Origin of the sequence: Pseudomonas sp. NPDC090233 (genome assembly GCF_044772285.1) — a bacterium.
In the GTDB taxonomy this organism is placed as follows: Bacteria; Pseudomonadota; Gammaproteobacteria; order Pseudomonadales; family Pseudomonadaceae; genus Aquipseudomonas.
The window spans coordinates 298,751-315,566 of sequence record NZ_JBIVYQ010000001.1; the positions used below are offsets into that span (position 1 = coordinate 298,751).

Annotated in this window: 15 protein-coding genes; 8 read left to right on the forward strand and 7 right to left on the reverse strand. The window is 63.4% G+C overall.

Features of this window, described 5'->3' with window-relative positions; genetic code table 11:
• Nucleotides 1–2: 2 nt before the first annotated feature.
• Complete coding sequence (locus ACIQUF_RS01625) at nucleotides 3–1,010, reverse strand: GlxA family transcriptional regulator (protein ID WP_403127379.1); 1,008 nt, start codon at nucleotides 1,008–1,010, stop codon at nucleotides 3–5.
• Nucleotides 1,011–1,195: 185 nt separating this feature from the next.
• Here ACIQUF_RS01625 and ACIQUF_RS01630 point away from each other — a divergent pair, with 185 nt between their 5' ends.
• Nucleotides 1,196–1,408, forward strand: coding sequence for a PLDc N-terminal domain-containing protein (locus ACIQUF_RS01630; protein ID WP_079227615.1), 213 nt, complete (start codon nucleotides 1,196–1,198; stop codon nucleotides 1,406–1,408).
• Nucleotides 1,409–1,453: 45 nt separating this feature from the next.
• Here ACIQUF_RS01630 and ACIQUF_RS01635 read toward each other — a convergent pair whose 3' ends face one another.
• Nucleotides 1,454–1,774, reverse strand: a complete 321-nt coding sequence (locus tag ACIQUF_RS01635; RefSeq protein WP_403127382.1) for a hypothetical protein — start codon at nucleotides 1,772–1,774, stop codon at nucleotides 1,454–1,456.
• A 243-nt stretch (nucleotides 1,775–2,017) separates the two neighbouring features.
• Between ACIQUF_RS01635 and ACIQUF_RS01640 the strand changes: the two genes are divergently transcribed.
• The 3 genes from ACIQUF_RS01640 (at nucleotide 2,018) to ACIQUF_RS01650 (ending at nucleotide 5,809) form a co-directional block, all read left to right on the forward strand.
• Nucleotides 2,018–2,512, forward strand: coding sequence for a GNAT family N-acetyltransferase (locus ACIQUF_RS01640; protein ID WP_403127385.1), 495 nt, complete (start codon nucleotides 2,018–2,020; stop codon nucleotides 2,510–2,512).
• Nucleotides 2,513–2,644: 132 nt separating this feature from the next.
• The gene (locus ACIQUF_RS01645; protein ID WP_403127388.1) at nucleotides 2,645–4,741 is read left to right on the forward strand and encodes a putative bifunctional diguanylate cyclase/phosphodiesterase; all 2,097 of its coding nucleotides are present in this window, start codon (nucleotides 2,645–2,647) and stop codon (nucleotides 4,739–4,741) included.
• 189 nt (nucleotides 4,742–4,930) lie between these two features.
• The gene (locus ACIQUF_RS01650; protein WP_403127391.1) at nucleotides 4,931–5,809 is read left to right on the forward strand and encodes a DMT family transporter; all 879 of its coding nucleotides are present in this window, start codon (nucleotides 4,931–4,933) and stop codon (nucleotides 5,807–5,809) included.
• 4 nt (nucleotides 5,810–5,813) lie between these two features.
• On the opposite strand, the gene ACIQUF_RS01655 is transcribed toward ACIQUF_RS01650, so the two are convergent.
• A complete protein-coding gene (locus ACIQUF_RS01655) occupies nucleotides 5,814–6,716 on the reverse strand; it encodes a LysR family transcriptional regulator (protein ID WP_400794787.1) in 903 nt (300 codons plus the stop codon).
• 277 nt (nucleotides 6,717–6,993) lie between these two features.
• On the opposite strand from ACIQUF_RS01655, the gene katG reads away from it, so the two are divergent.
• The 3 genes from katG (at nucleotide 6,994) to ACIQUF_RS01670 (ending at nucleotide 11,999) form a co-directional block, all read left to right on the forward strand.
• Nucleotides 6,994–9,249 carry a catalase/peroxidase HPI gene (gene katG / locus ACIQUF_RS01660; RefSeq protein WP_403127395.1) on the forward strand — a complete coding sequence of 752 codons (2,256 nt, stop codon included), beginning with the start codon at nucleotides 6,994–6,996 and terminating at the stop codon, nucleotides 9,247–9,249.
• 172 nt (nucleotides 9,250–9,421) lie between these two features.
• Nucleotides 9,422–10,750: a CDP-diacylglycerol--serine O-phosphatidyltransferase gene (gene pssA, locus ACIQUF_RS01665; protein ID WP_403127405.1), complete on the forward strand. Its 1,329-nt coding sequence runs from the start codon at nucleotides 9,422–9,424 to the stop codon at nucleotides 10,748–10,750.
• 82 nt (nucleotides 10,751–10,832) lie between these two features.
• Nucleotides 10,833–11,999, forward strand: coding sequence for a GGDEF domain-containing protein (locus ACIQUF_RS01670; RefSeq protein ID WP_403127408.1), 1,167 nt, complete (start codon nucleotides 10,833–10,835; stop codon nucleotides 11,997–11,999).
• A 105-nt stretch (nucleotides 12,000–12,104) separates the two neighbouring features.
• On the opposite strand, the gene ppnN is transcribed toward ACIQUF_RS01670, so the two are convergent.
• Together ppnN and ACIQUF_RS01680 are read right to left on the reverse strand one after the other, a co-directional pair.
• Entirely contained in the window at nucleotides 12,105–13,478 is a 1,374-nt protein-coding gene (ppnN, locus tag ACIQUF_RS01675; protein WP_403127410.1) for a nucleotide 5'-monophosphate nucleosidase PpnN, read from the reverse strand.
• Nucleotides 13,479–13,527: 49 nt separating this feature from the next.
• Nucleotides 13,528–14,589, reverse strand: a complete 1,062-nt coding sequence (locus tag ACIQUF_RS01680) for a YeiH family protein (protein WP_403127413.1) — start codon at nucleotides 14,587–14,589, stop codon at nucleotides 13,528–13,530.
• A gap of 112 nt (nucleotides 14,590–14,701) precedes the next feature.
• Between ACIQUF_RS01680 and ACIQUF_RS01685 the strand changes: the two genes are divergently transcribed.
• Nucleotides 14,702–15,598 carry a LysR family transcriptional regulator gene (locus ACIQUF_RS01685; protein ID WP_403127416.1) on the forward strand — a complete coding sequence of 299 codons (897 nt, stop codon included), beginning with the start codon at nucleotides 14,702–14,704 and terminating at the stop codon, nucleotides 15,596–15,598.
• A gap of 5 nt (nucleotides 15,599–15,603) precedes the next feature.
• Here the strand turns inward: ACIQUF_RS01685 and ACIQUF_RS01690 are convergent, their stop codons facing one another.
• Both ACIQUF_RS01690 and ACIQUF_RS01695 read right to left on the reverse strand, forming a co-directional pair.
• On the reverse strand, nucleotides 15,604–15,891 hold the full coding sequence (locus tag ACIQUF_RS01690) for a stress-induced protein (protein WP_403127419.1): 288 nt from the start codon (nucleotides 15,889–15,891) through the stop codon (nucleotides 15,604–15,606).
• 190 nt (nucleotides 15,892–16,081) lie between these two features.
• Entirely contained in the window at nucleotides 16,082–16,732 is a 651-nt protein-coding gene (locus ACIQUF_RS01695) for an isochorismatase family protein (RefSeq protein WP_403127422.1), read from the reverse strand.
• Nucleotides 16,733–16,816: the final 84 nt, after the last annotated feature.

Genomic DNA, 16,816 nt, shown 5'->3' on the forward strand with positions numbered 1-16,816 from the left:
GCTCACTCGCCCAGCCGTTGCTCGCGCGACGGCGGGTAGCCGAAGTACGCCGCGTAGCACTTGCTGAAGTGCGACACCGAAACGAACCCGCAGGCCACCGCCACTTCCATTACCGACAGGTCGGAGTACTGCAGCAGGCGGCGGCTCTTGGTGATGCGCAGCTCCATGTAATAGCGACGTGGCGACGTGCCCAACTGGGCTTGAAACAGGCGGTCGATCTGCCGGCGTGAGCGGCCGCTGTAGGAAGCCAGCTGATCGAGGCTGAGGGTTTCTTCCAGGTTGTTTTCCATCAATTCGACGATGGTGCGCAGGTGCAGGCTCATGGACTTTTTCGCGCCCGGGCCGACCTGGCGATAGCGCGCGCCAGAGAACGACAGAATCTCTTCAACACCTTCGGCCAGGCCGTCGCCATACAGGCGGCGGACCAGGCCGAGCATCAGCTCCATCGCGCCGTTGGGGCTGGCGGCGCTGAGGCGGTCGCGGTCGAGGGTGAAGCTGGCCGGGGTGATATGCGTTTGCGGGCTGCGCTCGGACAGGCTGGCGCGCTGTTCGGGGTGGATGCTGCAGCCATAATCGTCCAGCACCCCGGCGCGGCCAAGGAACCAGGCACCGTTCCACAGCCCACCCAACGCTTTGCCATGGGCGGCGCAGTCATCCAGCAGCCGGTCGAGTTCGGGGTATTTGAGCGGGGTGCGCAAGCCACCGCAGACGATCAGCAGGTCGAGTTCCTTCAATTCGCTGGCGGCCAGCTCGGTGGCTACCAGCTCCAGGCCCAGGTCGCTCAGCACCCGGTCGCCGTCCAGCGACAGCGGGGTGAATGCGAAGCTGTCGGCACGCAGCAGGTTGGCGGTGACCAGCACGTCCATGGCCACGGTGAAGCTGGCCATCGAGAAGTGCTTGAGCAGCACGAAATCGACCCGATAGGGCGCTTGCGGGCTGCCGGCGGCGGACTTGAGCCGAAGCATGTTGCTGGTGCTAGTCTTCTTACTGAACTGACGTGGGGTTGGCACTCTGGACTCCGCTTCCTGGCTGGCCGTGAGAGTGTGGCGGGTGGCCGGGGGAAAGACAATCGCCAGGGTGGGCGTGTCGTGTTCGAGGTCGTGTTGAGGCAAGTGGGCTGTGCAGCCAGGAAATCCGAATGAACCCTCACCGCGAGCCGTTACCCAACCCAGTACATGCCAACGGGAGAGTGCTTATGGAAATCGGAACGATCTGGATCATTGTCGCAGCCTTGGTCATCCTGCTGGAGATCTTCGCCATCTGGCACATCATCGGAAGCGATCGGCGCGCCGAGCGCAAGATGCTGTGGATCGTCTTCGTGGTTTATGCACCGTTCCCCGGGTTGCTGTTCTGGGCGTGGCGCGGGCCACGGGCGGTGAAGGGCAGGGCGGTGTTGCAGGAGAAATGACGGGAAAGGCATCAGGTGCAGGGCGCCTGATGCCAGTTGTGGGGGTCAGGGGATGTTCAGTTCGATGGCCGGCGTGACGCCGGTGACCATCAGGCTGCTTTTGAAGATGATACGACCATCGACATCGAGCGCTTTGAACGCATCGTTGATGCTCTTGCGCACTAACCGGCTGGCTTCGCGACGTTTTTCGTCATTGGTTCCTGCGGCGAGGTTGATGTCGCCAAGCAGCGTTGTTTCAACATTGTTGATGGTATTCCAGCCCATCTTCTCGCGCATGTGAGTGCGCGCCTTGACCGCGTCGGACTCATTTGAAGGCTTCTTGGGGCTGATGGTGTAAGACAGCTGGAACTCGTGTGGCTTGCTCATGGCATTTCCTTGACTGGCTCGGCGTCACGCCGCAGAACTGGCCTCCTTGCCGGAATGTGCAATTTAGCGTGCCATACGCGACGGGAAAACATACGCGACGTTTAGATCTATCCGTGGGAAAAGCGAAATTGCTGACAATTTCCGCTGTTGAGCTCTGCTCAAGATGGAATGTTGTTGAGATTGAGGCCGTTGCGGCGATACTTACAGAACACACGCCTTGGCCCTCACTTTTTTCGAGCCCCCATGCTACCCATCGAACTACTCCCGACCACCGCCGACCAGGCCGAACTGATCCGCAACCTCTACCAGTTCTATGCCTACGAATCGTCCGACTGGGAGCAGGAAGATGTCGAGGTGGACGGGCGTTTCTACGTGCATGAAGAGCACTTGCAGCGCTACTGGCAGTCCGCAGGCTGGAGCGCCAGCCTGGTGCTGGCGGACGGTTTCATCGCCGGTTTCGTGCTGATCGAGCGCAGCGAGTTGCCAGGCTTCGACGCCAGTGAACTGGCCGACCTGTTCATCCTCAAGCGCTATCGTCGCCAGGGCATCGGCCGCGCCGTGGCGCAACAGGTGCTCAGTGCCCCGGGCGATTGGCTGCTGCGCTGCTACGCGCCGGACCCAGTGGCGGTCGCCTTTTGCACGGCCGTGGTGGCCGACCTGCCACGGCGGGTCCAGCAGATGGTGCTGGATGACGACCCGAACCTGATGACCTACAAGGTCACCGCCGCGCTGCACTGAGGGTGCAGCAAAATTTTGTGAACCACTTCACAAAATCTACGCTCGCGGCATAATGCCAGCACTTCTTATCAAGACCCGGTCGCTCTAGTCCGGGGCTCCTTTTCGTGCGCGCTGCAGGTTCAGGGAAATTTCATGTCGCTAGTCGCAAGCCCCGACATCATGTACCGGCTGTTGATCCAGAGCGTGGTGGACTATGCCATCTACATGCTCACCCCCGACGGTATTGTCGCCAACTGGAACCCTGGCGCCCAGCGGGCCAAGGGCTACCTCGCCGACGAAATCGTCGGCAAGCATTATTCGCTGTTCTACAGCGAATCCGAGCGCGCCGCCGGCCTGCCCGAGCAGAACCTGGAGCAGGCACGTAACACCGGCCGCTTCGAGGAAATCGGCTCGCGTCTGCGCAAGGACGGCACGGCCTTCCACGCCCATGTGGTGATCGATGCCGTGCGCGATGACAACGGCCAGCTGGTCGGCTTCGCCAAAGTCACCCGCGATATTTCCGAGCGCCGTCAGCAAGAGCTGGAGCTGTTGCAGGCCAAGGAACTGGCCGAGCAATACAGCCAGGAAATGGCCAAGCTGTCGCAGTTCCTCGATTCGGTGATCGCCAACATTCCCGCCAGTGTCATCGTCCAGGACCTGGAAAGCCAACGCATCCTGCTGGCCAACCAGCAGGCCGAACGCCTGTTTGGCGGGCGTGGCAGCAGCATGATTGGCCAGCTGCCAGGCCACTGCCTGGCACCGGCTGCCGCTGACTACCTGGAGCAACAGCTCAGCCGCGGCGCCCGCAATGCCAAGGGCTACGCCGCTGAAACCCGGGTCGATACCGCCTGCGGACCGCGTACGCTGCGCAGCCGTGCGCTGCTCAGCCAGCACCGCGAAGGGCAGGCCGACTATGTGCTGTTCATCGCCGAAGACGCTACCGAAGAGCTGGCTGCCCACGCGCAGATCCACCACATGGCGCACCACGACGCGCTGACCGGCCTGCCCAACCGCACGCTATTCAATGAGCGCCTCAAGCAGGCGCTGGTGCGCGGCCACGAGGGCGACAAGCTGACCGCCGCGTTGTGCCTGGACCTGGACAATTTCAAGAACATCAACGACTCCCTCGGCCATGCCTTCGGCGACAAGCTGCTGCGCGCCCTGGGCAAGCGCTTGCGCCGCGAGTTGCGTGAACACGACACCCTGGCCCGCCTGGGCGGCGACGAGTTCGCCGTGGTGCTGACCCACCTGGATAACCGCGAGGCCGCCTGCAATACCGCGCAGCGTCTGATCGACGCGGTCTGCCCGCCCTTTCAGATCGAGGGCCACCAGTTCACCGTGGGCGTGAGCATCGGCATCGCCATCGCGCCCGATGACAACGAACAGGCCGAGCAACTGCTGGGCTATGCCGACATGGCGCTGTACGAGGCCAAGCGCAACGGTCGCAACCGGTACGAGTGTTTCCAGGTTGAACTGGATGTCGCCGCGCGCCAGCGCCGTTTAGTTGAAACCGACCTGCGCACTGCCTTGCATTTGGGCCAGTTGCATCTGCACTACCAGCCTGTGGTGGATCAGCAGACCAGCAGCGTGACCGGTTACGAGGCGTTGCTGCGCTGGGAGCATCCGACCCGGGGCATGGTCATGCCGATGGACTTCATTCCCATTGCCGAGGAAACCGGGCTGATTCACGAGTTGGGTATCCGCGCGCTGAACCTGGCGTGCCAGGAGGCGGCCACTTGGGACAGTGAGCAGACGGTGTCGGTCAACCTGTCACCGGTGCAGTTCAAGAATGCCAACCTGGTGCATACCGTGGCCCTGGCCCTGGCCGATTCTGGTTTGCCGGCACGGCGCCTGGAGCTGGAAATCACTGAATCGGTATTGCTCGGCAACAGCGAAGAGAACGTGCGCACCTTGCGTGCATTGAAGGACCTGGGCGTGTCGATTTCGCTGGATGATTTCGGCACCGGGTATTCGTCCCTGGGTTACCTGCGTTCGTTCCCCTTCGACCGAATCAAGATCGACAAGTCGTTCGTGCATGACATGTGCGACAGCCGGGAGGCGATGTCGATCATTCGTGCAATCACCGAGCTGTCCAACAGCCTGATGATCAAGACCACGGCCGAAGGCGTCGAGTCTGAAGAGCAGATGCAGCGGCTGAGGGCGGAAGGGTGCTCGCACTTCCAGGGGTATCTGTATGGGCGGCCGGTGCCGGCGGGAGAGCGGTTGAAACAGGTGGCAGTGGCGGGCTGAGGGGTCAATGGGGCTGCTTTGCAGCCCATACGGGAGCAGAAACTGGTCGATCAGCGAACGGAAAACACCGTGCCCTGAACCAGCGCGTCAATTGACCTTCCTCAAGTCGTCGTATCTCTTCTAGAATCCCTGCTGTCGCACCTGCCTTCACCTGGCGCAGCATGCCGCCGCGCCGCCATCGAGAACGCCATGAGTTCCAGCACACCGCTGTCCGGAGTCAACCACCCCCTGCGCGGCATCGTCCTGGTGGTGGTGGCGACGTTCCTGTTCGCCAGCCACGATGCCTTGTCCAAGTTCCTCGGTGGCCTGTACCCGATCGTCATGGTGGTGTGGGCCCGCTATGTGGTGCACACCCTGCTGATGGCCGGGATCTTCCTGCCCAAGTCCGGCCTCAATGTGCTGCGCACCCGGCGCCCAGTGCTGCAAACCTTGCGTGCGTTGAGCCTGCTCAGCACCAGCCTGCTGTTCACCACCGGCCTGCAATACCTGCCGCTGGCCGAGGCGACATCGGTCAACTTCCTCGCCCCGGTGCTGGTCACCGCGCTGTCGGCACCGTTGCTCAAGGAGCGGGTGAGCGTAGGGCAGTGGGTGGCGGTGGTGCTGGGCTTCATCGGTGTGCTGGTGGTGGTGCACCCCGGCGGTGCGATGTTTACACCGGCCATCCTCTACCCGTTCGGTTCGGCGCTGGGGTTCTGCTTTTATCAGTTACTGACGCGCATCCTTTCGGCCTACGACAGCCCGACCACCAGCAATTTCTACGCCGGGCTGTGCAACACCCTGGTGATGAGCGCGCTGGTGCCATTCTTCTGGGAACTGCCGCGTTGGGACCATGCGCTACTGATGCTGGCGCTGGGCGGCTTCGGCATGAGCGCGCACTTGCTGCTGACCCAGGCGTTCCGCCATGCCGCGCCCGCATTGTTGGCACCGTTCAGCTACTGCCAGATCGTATTTGCCGGGCTGCTGGGGCTGCTGATCTACGGCCAGGTGCCGGACAGCGCGAGCCTGGCGGGGATCGCCATCATCTGCTTGAGTGGGCTGGGTGCGGCCTGGATGCAGCGCAGTAAATGAACCGCTACCGGGCCATGAACTGCAGAATTCGCTCGCGCAGCCAGCGCTCTGCCGGGTCGTTGTCCTGGGCACCGCTCCAGACCATCGACAGCTCCGCCTCGGTGATCTCGAACGGCGCGGGATCGGCGCGCAAGCTACCGTCGTCGGCCAGGGCGCAGGCGGCGTAGTCCGGTACGGTGGCGATCATCTCGGTGTTGCGCAGCAAGGCGCGCAGGCTGCCGAACTGTGGGACCGCCAGCACTACTTTGCGACAGCGGCCGATGCGCGCCAGGTCCAGGTCGATATTGCCGCTCATGTCACCGGAGAACGACACCATCACATGCGGCCTAGCGCAGTATTCGTCGAGCGTCAGCGGGCCTGGGCGGTCGTCGGCGCGCAGCACGCGCACGCCGATGTCGCGTAGTTTGCGGCGCTTGGCGGTGGCGGGCAGGTCGGTGGTGTAGCTGACGCCAACCGAGATCTCGCCGCTGGCCAGCAGGCTGGGCATCAGCAGGAAGTTGGCCCGGCGCACCACCACGCTGATCTCCGGTGCTTCTTCGCGCAGGGCCTGCAGCAGGGCTGGGAACAGCCCAAATTCGGCATCGTCAGAGAGCCCCAGGCGGAATACGTTGCAGCTGTTGGCCGGGTCGAATTCCCGTGCGCGGCTGATTGCCGATGAGATCACATCCATGGCCGGGCCAAGCTCGGCGAAAATCTGCATCGCCCGCGGGGTCGGCTCCATGGCGCGGCCGCTGCGGATCAGCAGCGGGTCGTCGAACAGCTCGCGCAGGCGGGCGAGGGCGGCGCTGACGGTGGACTGGGTGATGAACAGCTTTTCGCCGACGCGGGTGAGGTTGCGTTCGATCATCAGGGCTTCGAAAAGCACCAGCAGGTTCATGTCGACGCGGCGCAGGTCGTTGCGGTTCATGGGCTTGACTCACGGGGTAGAGGGGAGGGCGGTGTATTGAAGCATGGCGCCGGCCCTTGTGCCTTGTATGGATGTGCGGGCCTGTGACAGAGCCAACCTATCACCCCCCAATAGCCACTCTATTAGAAGTCTGCCCAAGCTCGACTAGTCTTGACTCTGGCCCTGTGACCGTGACCGACCTGACCTGATGAGGGGTAGGCATGAGCCCATGTGCTCGGCTGAAAGAACACCTGGCATAGACCGGAAATCTGGATAACCGACCCAAAGGTAACAGCAGATGTCGAACGAATCGAAATGCCCGTTCCATCAAACCGCAGGTGGCGGCACCACCAACCGTGACTGGTGGCCTGACCAGCTCAACCTCAGAATCCTCCACCAACACTCGTCCAAGTCCAGCCCCGACCCGGACTTCGACTATGCCAAGGCGTTCAAGAGCCTCGACTTCCAGGCGTTGAAACAAGACCTGACCGCCTTGATGACCGACTCCCAGGACTGGTGGCCGGCCGACTTCGGCCACTATGGCCCGTTGTTCATCCGCATGGCCTGGCACAGCGCCGGCACCTATCGCATCGGCGATGGGCGTGGCGGCGCCGGTTCTGGCCAGCAGCGTTTCGCCCCGCTCAACAGCTGGCCCGACAACGTCAGCCTGGACAAGGCCCGGCGCCTGCTGTGGCCGATCAAGCAGAAGTACGGCAACAAGATCTCCTGGGCCGACCTGATCGTACTCACCGGCAACGTTGCCCTGGAGTCGATGGGCTTCAAGACCTTCGGCTTCTCCGGCGGCCGCGCCGATGTCTGGGAGCCGGACGAAGACGTGTACTGGGGCTCGGAAAAAGTCTGGCTGGGCGGGGACACTCGCTATGGCAAAGAGCAGGTCAAGGCACAGCCGCCAGGGCAGGGTGACCTGGTTGCGGAGCCGGAGAAACATCCCGAGGAACAGAGCCGCGACCTCAGCGCCGAGCGCAACCTGGAAAATCCGCTGGCCGCCGTGCAGATGGGCCTCATTTACGTCAACCCGGAAGGCCCGGAAGGCGAGCCCGACCCGGTGAAATCGGGCAAGGATATCCGCGAAACCTTCGGCCGCATGGCCATGAACGACGAAGAAACCGTGGCCCTGATCGCCGGTGGCCATGCCTTCGGCAAGACCCATGGCGCTGGCCCGGCCGACAACGTTGGCCCCGAGCCAGAAGCAGCAGGCCTGGAGCTGCAGGGCCTGGGTTGGCCCAACAAGCTCGGCAGCGGAAAGGGCGCTGATACCATCACCAGTGGCCTCGAAGTGACCTGGACCTCGACGCCGACCCAGTGGAGCAATGAGTACCTCAACAACCTGTTCAATTTCGAATGGGAATTGACAAAGAGCCCGGCCGGCGCCCACCAGTGGCGGCCCAAAGAGGGCAAAGGTGCGGGTACCGTGCCGGATGCCCACGACCCGGGCAAAAAACACGCGCCGTCCATGCTCACCTCCGACCTGGCACTGCGTTTCGATCCGATCTACGAGCCGATCGCTCGGCGCTTCAAGGACAACCCCGAGCAGTTGGCGGATGCCTTTGCGAGGGCCTGGTACAAGCTGATCCATCGCGACATGGGCCCGCTGGCGCGTTATCTTGGCCCGGAAATGCCCAATGAAGAACTGCTGTGGCAAGACCCGCTGCCCAAAGCCGACCAGGCACCGCTGAGCGAGCAGGATATCGCTGCGCTCAAGTCCAAGATCCTGGCTTCGGGCCTGAGCGTGGGCGAGCTGGTCTCCACGGCATGGGCTTCCGCCTCGACCTTCCGCGGCTCTGACAAACGTGGCGGGGCCAATGGCGCCCGTCTGCGTTTGGCACCGCAGAAGGGCTGGGCTGCCAACCAGGGCGTTGACAAGGTGCTGGCGGCGCTGGAAAAAATCCAGGGTGAGTTCAACAGCGGTGGCAAGAAGGTGTCCCTGGCCGACCTGATCGTGCTGGCCGGTACCGCCGCTGTCGAGAAGGCGGCCAAGGACGCCGGTTACAGTGGCAGCGTGGGGTTCCGGCCAGGCCGTGTCGACGCTTCTCAGGAGCAGACCGATGTCGAGTCGTTCGCCGTACTCGAACCGCTCGCCGACGGCTTCCGCAACTTCACCAAGGCCCGGTACAGCGTCAAGGCCGAGAAACTGCTGCTGGACAAAGCCCAGCTGCTGACTCTCACCGCCCCCGAACTGACTGCGCTGATTGGCGGCCTGCGGGTGCTGGGTGCCAACCATGGCGGCAGCAAGCACGGCGTGTTCACCGACAAGCCGGGCACCCTGAGCAACGACTTCTTCCGCAACCTGCTGGACATGGGCGTGGAGTGGAAGCCGACGACGGATGACAACGAAGCCTTCGAAGGCCGGGATCGCAAGACCGGCCAGGTGAAGTGGACGGGCAGCCGTGTCGACCTGGTGTTCGGCTCGCATGCCCAGTTGCGGGCGCTGAGCGAGGTGTATGGCAGCAGCGACGGCAAGGACAAGTTCGTCAAGGACTTCGTCGCGGCTTGGGTGAAAGTGATGGAGCTCGATCGCTTCGATCTGAAATAGCAACAACCGGGGTGCTCTGCACCCCTTTTCGCGGGCAAGCCCGCTGCCACAGGTACAGTGCCAGGGCAAAATATGGCACTGTACCTGTGGCAGCGGGCTTGCCCGCGAATGGGAGCACTACAATCAGCGTGACCGCCAGGACGGACCTGATTGCAGACAAAGGTGACTATATTTGAACCCCGAATCCATGCTGACGGCGCTGCCAGGTTTCGCCATCGCCCCTGAGGCGATCCAGGTACTACCTGATGCCGCGGCCTACCGTACCTGCCTGCTTGAGCGCATCGCCACGGCAACCCGGCGAATCGTCATCGTTGCCCTGTACCTGCAGGAAGACGAGGCCGGACAGGAAGTGCTCGATGCCTTGTATCAGGCCAAGGCCGCGCGGCCGGGCCTTGAGATCGTCATCGTGGTCGACTGGTTCCGCGCCCGGCGCGGCCTGCTGGGGGCGGGGCGTCAGCCGGGCAATGCCGCCTGGTACCAGGCCCAGCGCCAGCTGCGCGGGCTGGATGTGGTAATCCATGGCGTGCCGGTACAAACCCGCGAGCTGTTCGGCGTGCTGCACCTCAAAGGCAGCGTGATCGATGACTGCGTGATCTACACGGGCGCCAGCCTCAACAATGTCTACCTGCATCGGTTCGACCGCTACCGCCTGGACCGCTACCACCTGTTCCAGTCGCCGGGGCTGGCCGATTCGATGGTCGACCTGGTGCGCCGGCTGCTGCACCACACCGCCACACCGCGCCTGGACCTGCCTGCCCCACCCGAAACCCGTAACCTGCGCGGCGATATCCGCCGCCTGCGCGCGCGGTTGCGGCGCATGGCCTATGACGCGCCGGCCGCGGCACCGGGGCAGGGCCTGCGGGTGGTGCCGTTGCTCGGCGTCGGCCGTGGCAACCCCCTCAACCGCGCCCTGTGTGCGCTGCTGGCGGCTGCCCGTTCGCAGGTCATCATCAGTACGCCGTATTTCAACCCGCCTCGGGTGGTGATGCGCGAGATCGACCATGCGCTGGACCGTGGGGTGCGGGTCGAGTTGATCGTCGGTGATCGTACCGCCAACGACTTCTATATCGCGCCCGGTGAGCCGTTCAGTGCCAGTGGCGCGTTGCCTTACCTTTACGAAGACAATCTGCGCGCCTTTGCCCGGCGACGCCAGGCCGGTATTGCCAGCGGCCAGTTGACGGTGCGGATCTGGAACGACCCGGGGCACACCTTTCATGCCAAGGGCGTGTGGGTCGACCAGCGTTTTTCGCTGTTGACCGGCAACAATCTCAACCCGCGCGGTTTCAACCTGGACCTGGAAAACGGCTTGCTGATCGACGACCCGCAAGGCCAGTGGACTGTGCAGCGCGAGGTCGAACTGGAAGGCATTCGCCGGCATGCGCCGAAGATCGCTTCGGCCGAACAACTGGGGGTCAAGGCAGAACATCCCAAGGAAGTGCGCAAGCTCCTGCGCCGTCTGCGTTTCAGCCGCCTGGAACCGTTGATCAAGCGGGTGCTTTGAGCCGTTATTACCTCTCTGAAAAGTCATGGCAAACGAATACAATCAGCCGTTTTCCACGTTAACCAGATAGGCCAACACTTTCATGGCGCTTGATCCACCCACGATGCTCACCATTACCATCGCCCTGGCTGCCGCCGCAGCCCTGTACCAGGCGATCGAGTGGCGCAGCGTCCGCGAATCCTCGCTGCTCTACTGGAGCGCGGGGTTCGCCACCATCACCATCGGCTCGACCCTGGCCCTGCTGCGCGGCATTGGTTTGCTGCTGATCGGTATCTGGTTCGCCAACGGGCTGCTGGTGGTGGCGCATGCGTTCTTCCTGCTGGGCGTGGTGCGGTTTACCCAGACCCGGCTGTCTCGGGCATGGTTGTTGATCGTGCCGCTGTGGTTCGCCTTGCTGCTGCTGCCACCGGGGCCGCAGTGGTCGAAAGTCATGCTGATGGCCAACTCGCTGCTGGTGGCGCTGCTCACGCTCAAGGGCAGCCTGCTGCTGCGCCCGCACGGCAAGTCGTTGAGTGTGGGGGCAGCGCAGTTGCGTTATGTACTGATGATCCATGGCCTGTTCTACGTGGCCAAGGCGGTCATCGCGATCACCCCCGGCACGCTGATCGACCTGGCGACCTTCGGCGGCCTGATCATCCAGATATCGCTGGTCGAAGGCGCCATGGCCATCATGCTGATCGCCCTGTCGATGACCGGCACCGTGCGCTACCGCCGTGAAGAGCGGATTGCCCGCCTGGCCGCGCGCGATCCATTGACGGCACTGTACAACCGCCGCGCCCTGGAGGTTCGCGCCACGCACCTGTTCAAAGATGTGAGCCCGGCCCGGCCTGGCGCCTTGCTGCTGATCGACATCGACAACTTCAAGCTGGTCAACGACCTGCACGGCCACGCCGCCGGTGACCGCTTGCTTGTCGCGCTGAGCGAAATGATCCGCACGGTGCTGCCGGAGCGGGCACTGGCTGCGCGGCTGGGGGGCGATGAGTTCGTCATTCTGCTGCGCGATGCCAGCAGTGAGCGGGTGGTGGAGCTGGGCAGTGTGTTGCGCGGCCAGTTCCAGCAATTTGCCGAGCAGGCCATGCCCACCCCGCAGGCGGTGACTCTGAGTATTGGCGCGAGCCTGTTCGACCAGCCGCCGGCGAGCCTGGCGGCGTTGATCGAGCAGGGGGATGTGGCGCTGTATCAGTCCAAACGCGGTGGGCGTGACAGCATTCGGCTGGTTGACCGGACCGAGGTGAGCCCGGTCAGGTAAAAGAATGCGGGCTGACCCTCGTAGGAGCGGCTTCAGCCGCGAACACTGGCGAAGCCTGTGCCATCCGCCAGCGTCGCTTGCTTCGCGGCTAAAGCCGCTCCCACATCAGGTTACTACCTGATAGCAGGGCACATATGCCGCGCCACCTGGCAATTTCATCCGGTGCTGGTCGACGAACGCCTGCAACAGGCGCCCCAACGGCTCCAACACCGCATTGTCGCCACGGATCTGATACGGCCCGTGCTCTTCGATCAGGCGGATGCCCTTGTCCTTGACGTTACCCGCGACGATCCCGGAAAACGCCCGGCGCAGGTTGGCGGCCAGTTCGTGCGGTGGCAACTCGCGGCGCAGGGCCAGTTCGGCCATGTTGGCGTGGGTCGGGTCGAACGGGTGCTGGAAGCCCTCGTCGATCTTCAGCAGCCAGTTGAAGTGGAAGGCGTCGTTGCGCTCGCGGCGGAACTGCTTGACCTCCTTGAGCCCTTCGACCATGTGCCGCGCCACCTCGGCCGGGTCGTCGATGATGATCTGATAATGGCGCTGGGCAGCTTCGCCAAGGGTGGCGCCGACGAAGGCGTGCAGCTGTAGCAGGAACGGCTCGGCACTGCGCGGCCCGGTCAGCACCACCGGGAAGGGCAGGTCCTGGTTGTCCGGGTGCATGAGGATGCCCAGCAGGTAGAGAAACTCTTCGGCGGTACCGGCGCCGCCGGGGAAGATGATGATGCCGTGGCCGACACGGACGAAGGCTTCCAGGCGCTTCTCGATGTCCGGCAGGATCACCAGTTCGTTGACGATTGGGTTGGGCGCCTCGGCGGCGATGATGCCTGGCTCGGTCAGGCCCAGGTAGCGGCTGCCGTGCATGCGCTGCTTGGCGTGGGCGATGGTCGCGCCCTTCATCGGGCCTTTCATCACGCCAGGGCCGCAACCGGTGCAGACGTCCAGCTTGCGCAGGCCCAGCTCGTGGCCGACCTTCTTGGTGTACTGATACTCCTCGCTGCTGATCGAGTGGCCGCCCCAGCACACCACCATTTTCGGCTCCACGCCCGGGCGCAGGGTGCGGGCGTTGCGCAGCAGGTGGAAGACGTAGTCGGTGATGCCCTGGGAACTTTCCAGGTCGATGCGCTGGCTGGCCAGCTCGCTTTCGGTGTAGACGATGTCGCGCAGGGCGCTGAACAGCATCTCGCGGGTGCTGGCGATCATTTCGCCATCGACGAAGGCATCGCCCGGCGCGTTCAGCAGCTCCAGGCGCACGCCACGGTCTTGCTGGTGGATACGTACCTCGAAGTCCTTGTAGGCTTCGAGGATGGTCTTGGCATTGTCGACGTGCGCGCCGGTATTGAGGATGGCCAGGGCGCACTGGCGGAACAGGGTGTAGAGCGTACCGGTACCGACTTCGCTCAGTTGCTGGACTTCACGTTGCGACAGCGTCTCCAGGCTGCCTTTGGGGCTGACGGATGCATTGATGACATGGCGTTGGGGCATCTAAGTCTTTCCTGTGCAGGTAAAACATCCTTCTTTCCAACACCATAAGTCATGCGAACAGCTTTTGCACACCCAGCGTAATCGCCATGCCGCCACCCAGCAGCCACAGGTTGAGAATCGCCCCAGTGACCAGCGCCCGAGGGCCGGCCTGGCGGATCTGGCTGAAGCGGGTTTCCATGCCCAGCGCGGTCATGGCCATGGTCAGGGCGAAGGTGTCGAGGTTGTTGACCACCTGGGTCACGCTGCCCGGCAGCACCTGCAGCGAGTTCATCAGCACCAGGCCGAGGAAGCCGAAGGCGAACCAGGGCATGGCGATGCGGCCGTTGCCTTGGGCCTGGCCTGGCTGGCGCGAGCGGCTGATCCACAGGCCGACCACCAGCAGTACCGGCACCAGCAGCATTACACGGGTCATCTTGACGATGGTGGCGATGTGCGTCGCCTCAGGGCTGACGTTGCTCGCCGCGCCCACCACCTGCGCCACTTCGTGAATGGTGCCGCCGAGGAACAGGCCGGCGCCCAGGGTATCCAGGTGCAACCAGCCGGCATTGATCGCCAGCGGGTATAGGAACATCGACAGGGTGCCAAACAGAACCACGCTGCCGACGGCCATGGCGCTTTTATGCGGGGCGCTGCGCAAGGCCGACTCGAATGCCAGCACCGCAGCGGCGCCGCAGATCGCGCTGCCGGCAGCGGTCAGCAGAGCGGTGTCGCGGTCGAGCTTGAGCACTTTCATGCCACACCACAGGCCGATCAACAGGGTGCTGACCACCACCAGCAGCGACACCGTCAGGCCGGACCAGCCGACTTCGGCGATTTCCTGCAGGCTGACGCGCAGGCCAAAGAACGCCACGGCGATGCGCAGCAGGCCGCGCGCAGAGAAGTTGATGCCGGCTGCCCAGCTGGCGGGTACGCCGTCGCGCAGGGCATTGCCGTACAAGGCGCCAGCGACGATACCGACGATCAGTGGGCTGATGCCCAGGTTGGTAATGGCAGGCAGTGCGGCCAGTTGGGTGACCGCGAACGCGAACAGCGCGACGAACAGAATGCCGTTCAGCCGCCCTCGGGTGGAGAGGGTAGGGGCAAAGGCGGGGTTGGACGGAACCGTGGCCATGTGAGTCCTCCGGAAAAGGTGTTTCGACAGGGCCTATTTTATTTTGGTTATAAGCTTATAAAAAATCGTAATTCAGGATGCCAAGTATCCGCACAGCTGATATTTTGAAGAAATGACCCCGGAACAACTGATAACGTTCGCCACCGTTGCCGAGCATGGCAACATCAGCCATGCGGCCCTGGCCCTGCATCTGTCGCAGCCGGCTGTTTCCGGCCAGCTCAAACTGCTGCAGGAAGCGTTTGGCGAGCCCCTTTATCAGCGCGCCGGGCGAGGCGTGCGGCTCACGGCGGCAGGTGAACAGTTGTTGGCTCACGCCGAGCGCCTGCGCGAAACCTTTCGCCAGGCCCAGGCGTTGCGCGAAGCCATGCGCGGGCTGGAGCGTGGCACGTTGCGGATCGGCGCCAGCACCACGCCTGCCAGTTACCTGTTGCCGTATTTGATTGCCGACTTCCATGCGCGTTATCCCGAAGTAGTGGTGTCCACTTCCCACGGCAATACAGCCGAAATCGTCGCGGCGCTGGACAGCGTCGATATCGCCTTGATCGAAGGTCCACCCGGCCAGGAACTGCCGCTGGGCACCGGGGTGACGCCGTGGCGCGAGGACGAGATCGTCGCCATCGTGCCCAGCGGGCATCCGCTGGCGGCTGATGAACAACAGACCCTGGAATCGCTTGGCAGCTACCCGTTGGTACTGCGCGAAAGCGGTTCGGGCGTGCGCCAGATCGTCGAGCGGGCGTTTGCTCGTAGTGGTGTGGCGATGCGCGTGGCCCTGGAGATCGCCGGCGTGGAAGGGGTGAAGGAGGCGGTGCGGGCGGGGATGGGCATCGGCTTTGTATCGGCGATGTCTATCAGGCATGAGGATGGCGCTTTACGACGTTTGCACATCGCGCCGGAGCCGCTGGGGCGGCGCTTTTCCATCTTGTTGCCGCATGCAGCCACGCCGTCGCGAGCGGCGGCGCGGTTCATGGAGTTGTGTATGGGCCAGGGCGCTCCTGCAACCCTGGCCTGAGGGGATCAGCGATCGTCCTTGCTCATGCCGCTGTCTTCTTCATCATTGACCTGGGTGCCAGGGTCCATGCCTTGCTCTCGGTCGCTTTCAGATTTGCTACCCGCGCCACGGCCGCCCATTCCACCCTGTTGACCCGCGCCGCCTGAACGCTGGGAATCCTTATCCCATTGGTCATCCGGCGTCTGGCCACCTTGACGGCCTTTGTCCCACTGTTTAGTCGGATCATTGGTAACCTGATCCGGATTCTCTGGCATGCCGCCTTGTTGTCCACCTTTGCCTTGATCGTTAGCCATGATCTTGCACCTCGTGAAGTTCACACAGGAAGGCTGTGTACAGTTCAGAGGCTGGCTGTGAGCGGCTTGCTCCCACTACTTTCGTATTACCGGACGGGGTGCACGAAAGGATTAATAGCCAGATGTATTGCGTCGTAAAAGCCTCATGCCCAACAAGCTGGGCTACGCCACTTTGAACAAACGCTGGCGCTCATGGGCGGGCTTCCTTGATCACAGAGAGCTGGTGGTCAAGCGCGGCCTCGTCGCCGCAGAGGATGACACCTTCGGCTGCCAGTGCTCCGCAGGCAGCAATGGCGCCTTCCTGGGTCAGCGCCCGGCAGGCGGGCAGGTACAGCAGCACCTGGAAGCCGGCCTGGCGCAGCTGGTGGGCGGTGGTCTTGACGCAATAATCCAGGGCCAGGCCGCCGACGATTACCGTATCCACCTGTTGCACCTTGAGGTACTCGATCACGCCGGTGGAGCGGCGCTCAGCCAGGTCGTGGTAGCAGGCGCCGTAGGGGTGCAAGTCGGGCTCGACGCCTTTCCACACGAAGTAGTCGTAGTCGATGGGGGCGGGCAGGCCGGGCAGCAACTCGAAGCCTGGGGTGCCTGGCACGCAGTGGCTGACCCAGGTCAGGTCGGCATTGGCCAGCGCCAGCGGTTGCAACATCTGTCCAGGTTCGGCGACCACCCAGGCGGCGTTGGCCGGGTGGGCGTCCTTGCTGCCCAGACGCAGGTCGGCGCGCAAAGCCATCACGTTGAGGTCGGCGGCGATTTCATTGCCCTCTGGCACTGGCAGTTCCTGTGGGGCATTGGCGGTGAAGCCGTTTTGCGCGTCGACATCGAAACTGGCGATTTTCATAGGGCTCTCCTCGCTGGAATGCCTATGTACTTTGCTAGATCCGCAGCAATAGGTCGAGGACGAGCAGTTGGCGTTTTTGGACAC

Coding starts and splice junctions, on each gene's coding strand:
- ACIQUF_RS01670 (WP_403127408.1), top strand. CDS start 10,833: ATGGCGCTTGATCCACCCACGATGCTCACCATTACCATCGCCCTGGCT.
- ACIQUF_RS01630 (WP_079227615.1), top strand. CDS start 1,196: ATGGAAATCGGAACGATCTGGATCATTGTCGCAGCCTTGGTCATCCTG.
- ACIQUF_RS01635 (WP_403127382.1), bottom strand. CDS start 1,774: ATGAGCAAGCCACACGAGTTCCAGCTGTCTTACACCATCAGCCCCAAG.
- ACIQUF_RS01690 (WP_403127419.1), bottom strand. CDS start 15,891: ATGGCTAACGATCAAGGCAAAGGTGGACAACAAGGCGGCATGCCAGAG.
- ACIQUF_RS01650 (WP_403127391.1), top strand. CDS start 4,931: ATGAGTTCCAGCACACCGCTGTCCGGAGTCAACCACCCCCTGCGCGGC.
- katG (WP_403127395.1), top strand. CDS start 6,994: ATGTCGAACGAATCGAAATGCCCGTTCCATCAAACCGCAGGTGGCGGC.
- ACIQUF_RS01645 (WP_403127388.1), top strand. CDS start 2,645: ATGTCGCTAGTCGCAAGCCCCGACATCATGTACCGGCTGTTGATCCAG.
- ACIQUF_RS01680 (WP_403127413.1), bottom strand. CDS start 14,589: ATGGCCACGGTTCCGTCCAACCCCGCCTTTGCCCCTACCCTCTCCACC.
- ACIQUF_RS01685 (WP_403127416.1), top strand. CDS start 14,702: ATGACCCCGGAACAACTGATAACGTTCGCCACCGTTGCCGAGCATGGC.
- ACIQUF_RS01695 (WP_403127422.1), bottom strand. CDS start 16,732: ATGAAAATCGCCAGTTTCGATGTCGACGCGCAAAACGGCTTCACCGCC.
- ACIQUF_RS01640 (WP_403127385.1), top strand. CDS start 2,018: ATGCTACCCATCGAACTACTCCCGACCACCGCCGACCAGGCCGAACTG.
- ppnN (WP_403127410.1), bottom strand. CDS start 13,478: ATGCCCCAACGCCATGTCATCAATGCATCCGTCAGCCCCAAAGGCAGC.
- ACIQUF_RS01655 (WP_400794787.1), bottom strand. CDS start 6,716: ATGAACCGCAACGACCTGCGCCGCGTCGACATGAACCTGCTGGTGCTT.